The organism is Kitasatospora sp. NPDC054795 (genome assembly GCF_053611565.1).
The window spans coordinates 32985-44448 of the sequence record NZ_JBSHAP010000042.1; the positions used below are offsets into that span (position 1 = coordinate 32985).

14 protein-coding genes and 2 pseudogenes are annotated in these 11464 nt (G+C 71.7%); 8 read left to right on the forward strand and 8 right to left on the reverse strand.

Going from position 1 to position 11464, the window contains the following annotated elements:
* The first annotated feature begins 224 nt into the window (after positions 1-224).
* Positions 225-779, forward strand: a complete 555-nt coding sequence (locus tag ACWGJO_RS17290) for a hypothetical protein (protein ID WP_452184626.1) — start codon at positions 225-227, stop codon at positions 777-779.
* Between the two features lie 496 nt (positions 780-1275).
* Here ACWGJO_RS17290 and ACWGJO_RS17295 read toward each other — a convergent pair whose 3' ends face one another.
* The gene (locus ACWGJO_RS17295; protein ID WP_452184627.1) at positions 1276-1407 is read right to left on the reverse strand and encodes a hypothetical protein; all 132 of its coding nucleotides are present in this window, start codon (positions 1405-1407) and stop codon (positions 1276-1278) included.
* A 397-nt stretch (positions 1408-1804) separates the two neighbouring features.
* A complete protein-coding gene (locus ACWGJO_RS17300) occupies positions 1805-2170 on the reverse strand; it encodes a hypothetical protein (RefSeq protein ID WP_452184629.1) in 366 nt (121 codons plus the stop codon).
* Positions 2171-2311: 141 nt separating this feature from the next.
* Between ACWGJO_RS17300 and ACWGJO_RS17305 the strand changes: the two genes are divergently transcribed.
* The 3 genes from ACWGJO_RS17305 to ACWGJO_RS17315 are packed head-to-tail and all read left to right on the forward strand — an operon-like array spanning position 2312 to position 4076.
* The gene (locus ACWGJO_RS17305; RefSeq protein ID WP_452184631.1) at positions 2312-2671 is read left to right on the forward strand and encodes a hypothetical protein; all 360 of its coding nucleotides are present in this window, start codon (positions 2312-2314) and stop codon (positions 2669-2671) included.
* Entirely contained in the window at positions 2668-3690 is a 1023-nt protein-coding gene (locus tag ACWGJO_RS17310) for a hypothetical protein (RefSeq protein ID WP_452184633.1), read from the forward strand. Before ACWGJO_RS17305 ends, ACWGJO_RS17310 begins: the two co-directional genes overlap by 4 nt.
* Positions 3687-4076, forward strand: coding sequence for a roadblock/LC7 domain-containing protein (locus ACWGJO_RS17315; RefSeq protein WP_063350516.1), 390 nt, complete (start codon positions 3687-3689; stop codon positions 4074-4076). The genes ACWGJO_RS17310 and ACWGJO_RS17315 overlap by 4 nt, the downstream gene beginning before the upstream one ends.
* Positions 4077-4104: 28 nt before the next feature.
* Here the strand turns inward: ACWGJO_RS17315 and ACWGJO_RS17320 are convergent.
* A pseudogene (locus ACWGJO_RS17320) lies at positions 4105-4828 on the reverse strand (transposase); the annotation flags it as partial.
* 336 nt (positions 4829-5164) lie between these two features.
* Complete coding sequence (locus ACWGJO_RS17325) at positions 5165-5284, reverse strand: eCIS core domain-containing protein (RefSeq protein ID WP_452184635.1); 120 nt, start codon at positions 5282-5284, stop codon at positions 5165-5167.
* A 135-nt stretch (positions 5285-5419) separates the two neighbouring features.
* On the opposite strand from ACWGJO_RS17325, the gene ACWGJO_RS17330 reads away from it, so the two are divergent.
* The 3 genes from ACWGJO_RS17330 (at position 5420) to ACWGJO_RS17340 (ending at position 7036) form a co-directional block, all read left to right on the forward strand.
* Positions 5420-6289 carry a nuclease gene (locus ACWGJO_RS17330; protein WP_452184637.1) on the forward strand — a complete coding sequence of 290 codons (870 nt, stop codon included), beginning with the start codon at positions 5420-5422 and terminating at the stop codon, positions 6287-6289.
* A 17-nt stretch (positions 6290-6306) separates the two neighbouring features.
* Complete coding sequence (locus tag ACWGJO_RS17335) at positions 6307-6447, forward strand: hypothetical protein (RefSeq protein WP_452184639.1); 141 nt, start codon at positions 6307-6309, stop codon at positions 6445-6447.
* Positions 6448-6700: 253 nt separating this feature from the next.
* A complete protein-coding gene (locus tag ACWGJO_RS17340) occupies positions 6701-7036 on the forward strand; it encodes a GMC oxidoreductase (protein WP_452184641.1) in 336 nt (111 codons plus the stop codon).
* 317 nt (positions 7037-7353) lie between these two features.
* Here the strand turns inward: ACWGJO_RS17340 and ACWGJO_RS17345 are convergent.
* The 4 genes and pseudogenes from ACWGJO_RS17345 to ACWGJO_RS17360 form a co-directional block, all read right to left on the reverse strand.
* Positions 7354-7515 (reverse strand): annotated as a pseudogene (locus ACWGJO_RS17345) (phosphoribosyltransferase); the annotation flags it as partial.
* 150 nt (positions 7516-7665) lie between these two features.
* Entirely contained in the window at positions 7666-8310 is a 645-nt protein-coding gene (locus tag ACWGJO_RS17350) for a hypothetical protein (RefSeq protein WP_452184643.1), read from the reverse strand.
* 300 nt (positions 8311-8610) lie between these two features.
* Entirely contained in the window at positions 8611-9294 is a 684-nt protein-coding gene (locus tag ACWGJO_RS17355) for a response regulator (protein ID WP_452184645.1), read from the reverse strand.
* Entirely contained in the window at positions 9291-10487 is a 1197-nt protein-coding gene (locus ACWGJO_RS17360) for a sensor histidine kinase (protein ID WP_452184647.1), read from the reverse strand. Before ACWGJO_RS17360 ends, ACWGJO_RS17355 begins: the two co-directional genes overlap by 4 nt.
* 144 nt (positions 10488-10631) lie before the next feature.
* Here ACWGJO_RS17360 and ACWGJO_RS17365 point away from each other — a divergent pair, with 144 nt between their 5' ends.
* Positions 10632-11378: an ABC transporter ATP-binding protein gene (locus tag ACWGJO_RS17365; protein WP_452184649.1), complete on the forward strand. Its 747-nt coding sequence runs from the start codon at positions 10632-10634 to the stop codon at positions 11376-11378.
* Positions 11379-11464: the final 86 nt, after the last annotated feature.

Here is an 11464-nt window from a genome sequence, read left to right on the forward strand (position 1 = left end):
GTGCGGTTCGGAGGCACCGTGGCGTCCTCATCGCGGGTCGTCGCCGATGGGACGGGCACCCGGATCGAGCGGTTCACCGAACTGTCCGAGCACCCCGGCCCGGCGTGCGGCGGCTGGCGCGCGTCCCCTTGAGCTGCGGGTCGCACCGGTTGTCGCGAAGCCTTGACACTGCGTCACAGGCTGAGAACCCTGGTGCTGTACTCCAGGGACGCTAGGGACACGGCATGCCATGGTTTGACGAGAGCGGGCGCCACCAGGGTTTCCCGGTGGCGGTGTCGGCGGACGGCAGCGAGCCGGCGCCGTTGCCGGACGGGCGCACCATCTGGTGGCCCTACAACGGTGCGGACGGTCCTCGGGCCGTTGCGGTGCGCAGTGGTTGCGGCTGTGGCTGGCGGGGTGAGCGCGTGCACCTGCTGGACTTCGGTGACGACGCGGCAACCGAAGCGGTGGGCGAGGCCACCGGGCCGTTCGCGGACTGGGAGTGGCACGTCGACCTGGTCGAGGGGCTGGTGCCGCGCGAGGTCGAGGAGCTGGTCGCCGCGCTGGTGGACCGGATCTGCGACCTGACGGAGAGCCGACCGTACGCCGCCGCCCGTGCGGCCGCCCGGTTCGAGCGCGCCGCCGGTTCGACCGCGCTGCTGGCCGGCCGCAAGGCCCGCAGCAACCTGATGACCTGGGAGTACAACGGCCGCGCCTTCGGCTGCGGGCCACAGGAGGCGCTGGAGCGGTTCGGCGAGACGCTGAACGACATCGACCAGGGGGACGAGGACGAGCTCTGAGGTGTCAGTGTCCCTGGTGGGGTTGGTGCACCTGGTGCCTTCTTGGCCGGTCGTCAGGCTGCTCGGGAGGGCGACTTCGGGTCGCGTGGGGAGCAGCACAGGGGACAGCCCGCACGCGACGTACGGCCGACACCGACCCAGCGGTCAACACCGCCGATCACGATCACCGCCACTCCCAGGCCCCAAAGCAGCGCCGCACTTCGAAGGACGGTCCGTCCACCAGCAGCGCGACGGACAGCCCATCCGCGCAGCCCGGTCCAGGCCGAGGCGAAGGGCCGAACCCGTCGAGCCGCGCCAGAGTCAGGCCCCGCGCGCGGCGGTGCAGCAGCCCGCAGTCCGGCAACCTCCCCGCAGAACCACCAGGACCGGCAGGGCCCGTGCCTTCGCCAGGTCAGCCGCTGCGGCGGTCGGCCCTGCGAGTGCGGGGGTCAGCCGCAGGTCACCGTGCGCCGCAATGGCGCCCCGTCGTCCTCCCCCCGCCCGCTGACGAACACGTCTACGGACCGTCCTTGTTCAACGAGCGGATCTGCTGCACCTTGTCCGCGGCCCGTCGGCCGAACAGCACGACTGCCGAGATCAGCACCCCCGCGCCCACCGTCTGGACCTGTACGCCCCCTGTCAGACCCACAGATTCGGCCGTCCAGGCCAAAGCGGGCGGGGTCACCGCGAGGACAGCCGGCCGAAGAGTCTCGAACTCGGTCGATGGTTTGACGCCCTCGAGGTCGGACTCCGGTAGCAGGGCGCCCAAACACCGGCGCCCCGGCGGCTCGACCACGGTATTCCGGCGCTCCGCCCCCGGCCGGAACAGCCGGGGCGAATATGACGCCCAGTCATCGGAAAGTCACGCATTTCCGTGGCCGGCGTACCCCCGCGATATCCGGGGCGGCCCGACTCCCACGGACGGATCTCCGTAGTCGATTCATCACGCCCCGCATTCACTCCGCCCGGAATTCCACGCCCGACACACGGTCCACGCGGGACTTCCGGACGGGGTACGGAAACCTGGGTCGCCGGCCCGGCCTCGACTAGAGGTCGAGAGCGGCCTCGATGCGCTTGAGACCGTGCCGGGCGAGCGCAAGGTTGGCGCGCGAGCGGTCCAGTGCCAGGTAGAGGAAGAGCGAGCCGCGACTGCGGGTCAGCGGGCGGATCAGGTGGTACTGGGTGCCGAGGGTGATCAGGATGTCCTCGATGACATCGTCGATCGACAGCGCGGCCAGGGCGCGTATCTTCGCACGAACGACCTCGGTGTTGGCGGCGGCCGCAATTTCCAGGTCGAGCTGCTGCCCCCCGCCGAGGAACCCGAGTGACATACCGCTCTCGTAGTCGGCCACGGCCACTCCGATGGCCCCCTCGATGGCCATCGCGTCCTTGAGTGCGTCGTCAATGTTCATGCGCTGTTCGTCCTTTGCGTGACTTCCGGGCAGAACTCCCGTGTGCGGGAACAAAGTAGCAAGAAGCCACCGGTTGTGGTCGCCTCGTGAAAATGATGGACTAAAGTACGCTGCCGGGGTTCAGAACGTGAAGGGGTACTGGTGCGCGCACTCGAAGCTTCCCTCGCCGATGTGCTCGGCTCCCCCGGAGTGGTCGGTGCCGCGCTCGTCGACGCCGTCACAGGTCTCAGCTACCAGTCCGCCGGGGACCACCGGCTGCTCGGGACCGGGGCCGAACTCGCCGAGCTGACCAGCCTGATCGGCGAGCAGCTGTACGAGGCAGGGGCGGAGAGCGAGTTGGAGAGCCTGGTGGTCACCAGCACCCGCCATCACCAGGTCGTCCAGGTGGTGCCCCGGAAGGGCGACCCCCTGCTGCTGGCCACCGTGCTGGACCGGGAACGGACCAACCTGGCGCTGGCCGTCCGCCAGACCGCCGCCCGCGCACAGGACTTGCTGGCATGACCGACCCGTCCCACGACACGGCGCCGCCCGCCATGCCCGCAGCTCCCACGACGCCGGCTCCGCCCACCGCGCGCAACGTGCCCGCGCTGCTGCTCGCGCTGCGCCGGACGGAGTTCACCGGCTCGGTCACCGTCTCCAGCGCACCGGGCGGCACGATCCACCTGGAGCAGGGTCTGGTCGCCGCGATCGAGACCCCCGGGGCCCCGACCGCCGAGACCCTGCTGCTGAAGTCCCGGCGCGTCGGCGAGGAGGAATGGGCGTCCGCCGAGACGGCCGCGTCCGCCGGCCGGCCGGCCGACGCTCCCCCGACCTGGGGCGGCGACCTCGGCGCGGCCCTGGTGGCTCAGGGGTCGATCGGCGCCGCCGAACTCGAAGCCGTCTGCGCCGCCGCCGCCTTCGACGGGGCCTTCGCCCTGGCGCTGAGCCCGCCCGGCAGTTGGGAGACGGCCGAGGCTGCGCCGCCTGCCAGGATCGCGCTGCGCCCGGGCATCGAGCCGGAACGGCTCTTCGAGGAGACCGCCCGGCGGACGGCCCTGCTGACCCGCCTCTGGGGACCGCCCGGCGAACTGGCCCGCATCCGGATCCGTCCTGCCGCCCGGGCCGAATCCGGCGCGCTGCGGATCCCGGTCCGCCAGCGGGAGATCCTGGCCGCCGCCACCGGCCGCCGCACCGCGCGCGACCTCGGCTTCGCCCTGGGACGCGGTGTGTTCGCGGTGCTCCTCGACGTCGTACGGATGGACGCCCGGCACCTGCTCCACCGGGAACCGGCGCACCCGGCCCCCCTGGCCCCGAGCGTGGCCCCGCGCATGCCGACGAGCGAACCGCCGCCGGCCGATACCGGGCCGCTGCCGCGCCGCGTCCGCAGCGGACACGGCGCGGGTGGCCCGGGCGGCCCCGGCGGCCTGCCCGCCCGATCCGAGGGAGCGGCGGCCGCTTCCGACGGTCCACCGAACGCACACCGCGCCGAGCACACCGCGCGTACCGAGACGACCGAGCAGAGCGAGAAGAGCGCACCATGAGCAGCCAGACACCGACCGCCGTACTGGTCGACGAGTTGAAGTCCCTCCGCGACCGGGTCATGGGCATCTCGGAGAGTGTCATCTCCACCACCGACGGCCTGTTGGTGGCCGCCGACACGGCCGCCGTCCACCCGGAGTCGGCCGCCGCCCTGTCGGCCGCCATGCTCGGCCTCGGCCGGCGCACCGCGGCCGAGGTCGGCGTGGGCGGCCTGCGCGACGTGGTCACCCGCTGCAACAGCGGCTACGTCGTGGTACTGGCGATCGGGGAGCAGGCGCTGCTGATGATCCTGGGAGACGAGGGCCTCGACGTCGCCGGCCTGCACCGCGAGTCGCCCGCCACGGTCCGCCGCCTGAGCGAGCTGCTCGGGATGGTCCCCGCGGTCTAGTCCCAACGCCGTTCAGTTACTGAGGCTCTCAGGGCGGAGTCGGTGGAGCGAGTGACAGGCCGGTGCCGGCCAGACATCCCTCGAGGAGGGGTGACTGGAGCTGGATGTGTCGCAGGCCCCGGCGGAGGGTGCGGGTGAGGTGGTCGGCCTCGGTGAAGGCGGTGTTCGCCATCGGGCCGCGTCGCAGGAGCGACCAGAGGCCTTCGACGGGGTTGAGGTCGGGTGCGTACGAGGGCAGCTGGAAGACCGTCAGCCAGTCGTGCTTGGCCGCGTACTGCTTCATGCCGGCGGCCGGGTGCGTGTTCCGGTTGTCCCAAACCAGGACGACCGGGCCGCCGAGTTGGATGTACGCGCGAACGGCGAGGTCGCGGTAGTCAGTCCGGGCGAAGCGCTTGCGGGCCCCCTTGGCGGGTGGTGGAAGCGGGGCCGGTAGATCATCCGGCTCCTCTCGCCGGGCTTGTAGCAGCAGGGCGGCCACCGAGATCCGGCGGCGGCAGCGCCCCCGGACGCGGACGACGGGCGTGTGTCCGCGCGGGCCCCAGGTTCGGCCGCGCGGCGGCGCCATCGCGAACCCGGCCTCGTCCTCGAAGACGAGGACGAGGACGATCCAGGCCCCGAGCGCTGCCGCGGTGCTTCTGCCCGGGGCAACACTCCCCCGCGAGCGGGGGTACCCCCACCTGCTTCCACAGTTCCACCGCGCGCTCGTCCCGCTCCAGCGCTCTGCGGACCGGGGACTGCCAGGACCAGCCGTGCCCGCTTCAACGGGCAGGTGGTGTGGAGGCGGCCCGGCGGCCTTTGTGGGCCGCCCGCGCGCCCCAGCGGCCGTGAGGCCGGCGCGGCCCGGCCGGCCGATCCGGGCATGCCCTCGCCGACTGCGCGCGGCCCCTGTGCGGGGCCTGGCGGCTGTGGCCCGTACGAGCGGGCCCGGCGGTGTACCGTCCGACCGCGCGGTTCCCGATCGCTGCAGGCGCGTGAGTCGCAGCAGGGCCTCACTGCGAACGTCGGGCTCTCGGTCCGCTGTCAGCATCCGAAGCTGGGCGATCAGTTCGTCGGCGCCCTGTCCAATGGCCCAGCGGGGGTCGGAGGGGTCAAACACCCCGGACGTCGGAGAAGTCGGCGCCGAAACGGTTCTCCATCTCGGTGCGGGTCGCACCGTCGAGCGGCCGACCGCCGGTTCGCAGGACCTCGAAGACGGTGGAGCGCTGCACCGCGAACCCGGCCGACGCCTGCTGCGCGCGATTCGGGCGCGCCGGCCGCCTGCCAACTCGCCGACGGGACACTTCCATGGTTTGCCGACGAATCGCCTCACAATGGGTCACGACTCGACTACGAGAGGCGACAACATGCCGATGATCCTCATCAAGGGCAGCTACCTGATCAAGGGCTTCGAACCGGACGGCGACACCATCCGCTTCCTCCCCGACGACCCCACCCTCTGGTCCAAGGTCCCCGGCGGGGTCAAGGTGAAGGACGGTGGCGCCAGCTTGCGGCTGGACGGGATCGACGCCCTGGAGACGCACTACCAGGGCGTCGGCCCCGAGTTCGCCCACCAGCCGCTCGACCTGGGCGCCCACGCCGCCCGGGATGTCCTGCTAGCCTGGCTGGGCTTCACCGACGTCCAGCGGGGAGGGGACGAGAAGGTCACCTCCGCCACCCCGGAGACCGTCTCCGGGTACATCCTCGCCAGCGGCGCCGACAAATTCGGCCGCTGCGTCGCGTTCGTCGGCAGGGGCACGCCGAACCCGGACACCGCGAGCGGAACGTCGGTCATGGTCACCGTCCCGATGCTGCACCAGACCGCCAACCACGAACTGCTGTCCCGTGGCCTGGTCTACCCGACGTTCTTCTCGAACCTGCCGGAGGAACTGCGCCTCGACATGGCCGCCACCGCCCGACAGGCACGGGCCGCGAAGGCGCCCGACAGCGTCTGGGCCAACGACGTCACCCACACCGGCGCCGTGATCGAGGACCTGGGCAGCCTCACCGACCAACTGGTCATCCTGCCGAAGCTGTTCCGCAGCCTGGCCGACTACCTGCGGCTCTTCGGCCCCTCCCTCGACGCCTTCCCCGCCTTCCTGGCCGGCAAGGACGACGAGTACTTCTTCTCCGACCCGAGGTTCACGACCGGGGGCCTGCAGCACGTCGTCGACGTCATCGGCAACACCGTCAAGCTGCGCCCCGCCATCGAGGACATCGTCTTCCTCGAGAAGTGAACGGGAGGACGCCTACCATGCCACCCACTGCCGACTTCCGCGGCCTCTCCGAGCACCTCACCGGTACGGCCCCGCTCGACGCCCGGCTCTCCGACGCCTTCCAGCAACGCGTCCTCGCCGCGTACCCCGCCGATCTCCCCCGCCTGCTCAACGCCTGAACCACCGCGACGGGCGCGCCGGACCCGGGCAACGCCCTCCAGGACGCCCTGGACGCCGACGCCACGCTCGCGCTCACCGCGCGCGCCGTGATCACGGTCTGGTACACCGGGCTGTTCCCCCACCCGGACCGGACACCGGATCCCCCCGGCACCTCCGGCCGCACTAGACGCCCTCGCGTGGGACAAGGCCGCCCGGAAGATCCTGCTGACCGGCGCGAAGCTCCAGGAAGCCGTCAACCACCGGGTCACCCGGATGCTGCGGTTCAGCTACTCCCCGGAGCAGCTGCCCAACCCGGACAACCGCGTCACGCTCTCCGACAAGCTCGACGTCCTCGGCCTGCCCCGCCCGAAGATCGCCTACCGGGTCGACGCCTACTCCAAGGCCGCGCTCACCTACGGCCACAGCGTCGCCCACCGGATCTGGCAGTACCTCGAAGGCACCGTCGGCGCCACGGAGATCGCCACCGCCGCCCCGGCCGGGACGTACAAAGGCTCCGGCCACCTGATGGGCACCATGCGGATGGGGACCGCCGCGGCGGACTCCGTGGTCGACCCGTCCGGTCAGTCCCACGACCACCCGGGCGTCTGAGTCGTCGGCTCCGCCGTGTTCCCCACCGGTGGCACCTCCAACCCCACCCTCACCGGCAGCAGTCGTCGGCTCCGCCGTGTTCCCCACCGGTGGCACCTCCAACCCCACCCTCACCGGCAGCAGCGGCTCGATCCGCGCCCCGAGGTCGTCCGGCCCCACCCACGGCGGACCCTTCAGCTTCCCCACGGTGGCACACCCGTGGACCTGCGCGAGCTCCTGGGAAGAGCCGGGGTGCAACACACTGCTGCACCCCGGCTTCCGTGCTCCCCGCGGGAACCGTGGGCGGCGACCCGGCCCGCGGCGCATACCACCCCCGCTCAGGCGTTGAGCACCTGGCCGTCGCGCCTGACGACCGGCCCTTGCGCCGACCGTGGAAGCTCGATCCAGTCGTCGGTCCGCTTCCACACGTACTCGCACTTCACCAGGGAGTGCGACTTCTCGTGGATGACGGCGGACCGGACCCCGGCGACACGATCGAGGGGCCGGCCCAATGGACCGCACCCCTGCCCGACGGGCCGTGGGGACAAACCGGCTGGATCGCCCTCCTCCACCGGCCCGGCGACGCCAGGCTCCTCGTCAGGCTCCTCGTCGGCCGGCAGGACGCGGCATCCGTGCGTGGGGTCGGCCGGTCAGCTGAGGGGGAACTGCCAGTACGCGGTGTCGCGGTACCCGGGCGACTTCGGGGCAACCTCCACCGTGACCAGGCCGCCCGCCCTGTCGGGCGTCACCCGTACCGGCACGGTGCGCTTCTGTTCCGTGTCGAGGGGCGGCGTGAGGGCGGTGACGGACGCGGCCCCGTCGAGGAAGGTCATGCCGGGGGCAGGGACGGGAGCGTGGCCGGCGCTGGGGGCGGGGGTGGAGGACGGGGTGCCGGAGTCGAGGGCTTTCCCCGGGCGGACGACGACGGGGGCGGAGCCACCCGTCGTGCCGAGGCCGGTGTCGGGGGAGGTCCCGCCCGGGCGTAGTTCCCTGCCGGTGCCGTTGTCGTAGGTGATCGTGAAGCTGTAACTGTTGTCGGGTTCCCGGTGGGGCGGACTCACGGTGATCCTCAGGCCGTCGTCGTAGCGGGCGGTCCCGCCGGCGCCCAGGGGCTCGACCACGGTTCCGGGACCTTTGACGTACCCGTGCTGGGTCAGGGAGTCCTCGAACTCGGCCAGCACCATGACTCCCAGGACCACCAGGGCCGTGAGGAGCGCCACCGCGATCCCGCAACCGGTGGCCCAGCGCGGGTTGACGGAGGGCCGGGGGTCGGCGGGAGCCGCGTTCGTGTCCATGCTGATCACGATAGGGAGCGGCCGGTCGGAAGCGCATGGGCGAGCGTACTCAAGAGCCGCCTGAGTAGTGCCGAGGCGCCGCTGGCGGGATCACTGTCGTGGAGCTCTGGCCTCGTCGAAGGCCACGTCAGCCGGATCGTTCTGTGGAATCAGCTCTGTCGAGCAGCGGTTGTCATCCGCTGGCTGTCATGGTCTGCGGTGTGGCCGCTGCTCGGGCAGCGGCCTCTTCAACCTGGCACCGACCGGGGGCCCGGCTGGGCGGCCGGTCGGTGCTGCTGACGCTGCCCCTACTGTCTGCCCCTACCGTCTGCGTGGCACGAGTCCGGTTTCGAAGGCGATGATCGCCAGCTGGACGCGGTCCCGTGCCTCGAGCTTGGCGAACAGACGCGCGACATGGGTCTTCGCGGTCGCCGCGCTGATCACCAGCCGCTCGGCTATCTCAGTGTTCGACAGTCCCTGTCCGACCAGTGCCAGCACCTCGCGCTCCCGGTCGGTGATCCCCGCGAGGGGACTCAAGTCCACGGCGGGCCCGGCGTCCGGTTCGGGGGCCGCGGGGCCGGACGTTCCGGTGAAGTCCGCGATCAGCCGTCGGGTCACGCTCGGCGCGATCAGCGCATCGCCCGCGGCCACCACGCGGATCGCTTCCAGGATCGCGTCCAGGGCCATGCTCTTGAGCAGGAATCCGCTGGCCCCGGCGCGCAGTGCGCCGTAGACGTACTCGTCGTCGTCGAAGGTCGTCAGTACCAGGACCTTGGGCGGGTCCGGCTCGGCGGTGGCCTGTCGGGTCGCCTCGATCCCGTCCATGCCCGGCATCCGGATGTCCATCACCACGACGTCCGGCCGCAGTTCACGCACCAGACGCACCGCCTCGCGGCCGTCGCCGGCCTCGCCGACCACCTCCAGGTCGTCGGTGTCGCCGATCAGGATCCCGAGCCCGACCAGCATCAGCGGCTGGTCGTCCACCAACAGCACCCGTACGCTCATGCCGGGAGCCTCGCCGTCACCAGGAATCCGCCCTCCGGACGCCGGCCGGCGCTGAACTGGCCGGACAGCAGCGACACCCGCTCGCGCATGCCGAGCAGGCCGAAGCCGCTCCCGCCGGCCACCGCCGAGGGCCTCGGACGGCCGGGCCCGCCGGGACCGTCGTCCACCACCTCGATCGTCACTCCTGTCGGCTCGTAACCCACCGCGACCCGGCACGTCCGCGCCCCGGAATGCCGCACCACGTTCGTCACCGACTCCTGGACGATCCGGAATGCCGACAGTTCGATCTCCGGCGGCAGCGGGCGCCGCTCGCCCCGCCAGGTCACGTGGACCCGCACTCCGGTGTCGGCCGTGCGTTCGGCGAGCCGCGGGATATCGGCCAGGCTGCCGGCCGGCGCCAGCGGAGCGGCCCCCGGCATGGCGTCGTCGGGTTCGGCGCGGCGGAGCGCCCCGAGCATGCGCTGCAGCTCCAGCAGTGTCTCCCGGCTGGTGGTCTCGATGCCGGTCAGCGCCTGCCGCGTCTGCTCGGGCTTGGTCTCCACGACCCGCGCCGCCGCTCCCGACAGCACCGTGATGATCCCGATGCTGTGCGCGACGCTGTCGTGCAGTTCACGGGCGATCCGCAGCCGCTCGGCCATGACGGCGCGGGCCTCGGTCTGCTCGTGCAGGGCTTCGAGGTACTCACGGCGTTTGCGATACACCCCCCCGAAGACCCACGCGACCGCGAACCACAACGCGAACCCCCCGGCCCACTGGATCGCGTCGCCGACGGACTGCTCGCGGTCGTGGATGTCGTTGACGAACGCGGCCACGACGCCCGCGACGGACCCGACGGCGGCAGCCTTCGGCCGCCGGGCGGCGAGGTACCCGCCCAACGCGACGAGCAGGACGAACATGATGGCGGGCCGGGCGCCGAAGGCGTCGCCGAGGACTGATTCGCCCAGGATCACCGCGAAGACGGTCGCCGGCAGACGGCGCACCAGCAGAACCGGAAGGGCGAGCACGACGTACAGACCCAGCATCTGGACGGGCTTGAGGTCGGGGAACCGGAACAGGCCGTACTCAGGGTCCGGGTCCCCCATCGTCAAGGGGAGCATCAGCGCGTAGAGGCCGGCGGTGCCCAGCACCACGGCCTGTGACGTCAGCCAGGTCACGCGCTTCGATGTCGAGAGACGCTGGAGAAGCTCTTCCATACGGAGATCGTATTCAGTGGCGTCGGCTCTGCGCGTCGCCCCGGGGATGTACGCGGGGTACGCCGCCGGGCCGATGGCCTGCGGGGAGAGGTGACATCCGGCGGCCGACGCGGTGGATCACGGCCCGTTCCTAGGTTCGTGGTCATGACGAATGCACCGATGATCGATCTTCGCGACACGACGAAGAAGTACGACGACGGTCCGCCCGCACTGGCCGGTGTGACCTTGTCCGTGGCGGCCGGTGAGTGCGTGGCGATCCTCGGCCATTCCGGCAGTGGCAAGTCCACGCTGCTGAACCTGATCGCGGGTCTGGACAAGCCTTCCAGTGGCACCGTGACCGTCGACGGCACCCGCGTCGACCAGCTCGGCGAGGCCGGTTCGGCGAAGTACCGCCGGGCCTCCATCGGCATGATCTTCCAGTTCTTCAACCTGCTGGACGACCTGACCGTGTTGGACAACGTCATGGTTCCGGCGCAGCTGGCCGGGATGGGCAAGGGCGAGGCGAAGCGGCGGGCCGTCGAGCTGCTCGACTCGCTGGGCATCGACCGGCACGCCAAGGCCTACCCGCAGCGGCTGTCCGGCGGGGAACGGCAGCGGGTGGCGGTGGCCAGGGCCCTGATGAACGAGCCGGCGCTGCTGCTGGCCGATGAGCCGACCGGCGCTCTGGACTCGGGCTCGGCCGAGGACGTGCGTGAGCTGCTGCTGGACCTGAACAGCGACGGCCAGACCATCCTGCTGGTCACCCACGACGTGCGGCTGGCCGCGAGCACCGCGCGCCGCACGATCGAGTTGGTGGACGGCGCGGTCGAGCGGGACGTCATCAACGACGGCGGCGGTGCCGGCCTGGCCGCCCGCACACCGCTGACCCGTCCGGCGGGAGAGGTCCGATGACACTGCGCAAGCCGCCGATGCCCCGGCGCGTCTTCGAGATCGGTTTCCGGGCCGTGGCCCGCCCGCTGCCGGCGGTGAGCCGGTGA

What these genes read in the sequence shown, in the direction of transcription:
- ACWGJO_RS17290 (WP_452184626.1), top strand. Translation starts at nt 225, where the DNA reads ATGCCATGGTTTGACGAGAGCGGGCGCCACCAGGGTTTCCCGGTGGCG.
- ACWGJO_RS17300 (WP_452184629.1), bottom strand. Translation starts at nt 2,170, where the DNA reads ATGAACATTGACGACGCACTCAAGGACGCGATGGCCATCGAGGGGGCC.
- ACWGJO_RS17310 (WP_452184633.1), top strand. Translation starts at nt 2,668, where the DNA reads ATGACCGACCCGTCCCACGACACGGCGCCGCCCGCCATGCCCGCAGCT.
- ACWGJO_RS17315 (WP_063350516.1), top strand. Translation starts at nt 3,687, where the DNA reads ATGAGCAGCCAGACACCGACCGCCGTACTGGTCGACGAGTTGAAGTCC.
- ACWGJO_RS17330 (WP_452184637.1), top strand. Translation starts at nt 5,420, where the DNA reads ATGCCGATGATCCTCATCAAGGGCAGCTACCTGATCAAGGGCTTCGAA.
- ACWGJO_RS17335 (WP_452184639.1), top strand. Translation starts at nt 6,307, where the DNA reads ATGCCACCCACTGCCGACTTCCGCGGCCTCTCCGAGCACCTCACCGGT.
- ACWGJO_RS17340 (WP_452184641.1), top strand. Translation starts at nt 6,701, where the DNA reads ATGCTGCGGTTCAGCTACTCCCCGGAGCAGCTGCCCAACCCGGACAAC.
- ACWGJO_RS17350 (WP_452184643.1), bottom strand. Translation starts at nt 8,310, where the DNA reads ATGGACACGAACGCGGCTCCCGCCGACCCCCGGCCCTCCGTCAACCCG.
- ACWGJO_RS17355 (WP_452184645.1), bottom strand. Translation starts at nt 9,294, where the DNA reads ATGAGCGTACGGGTGCTGTTGGTGGACGACCAGCCGCTGATGCTGGTC.
- ACWGJO_RS17360 (WP_452184647.1), bottom strand. Translation starts at nt 10,487, where the DNA reads ATGGAAGAGCTTCTCCAGCGTCTCTCGACATCGAAGCGCGTGACCTGG.
- ACWGJO_RS17365 (WP_452184649.1), top strand. Translation starts at nt 10,632, where the DNA reads ATGACGAATGCACCGATGATCGATCTTCGCGACACGACGAAGAAGTAC.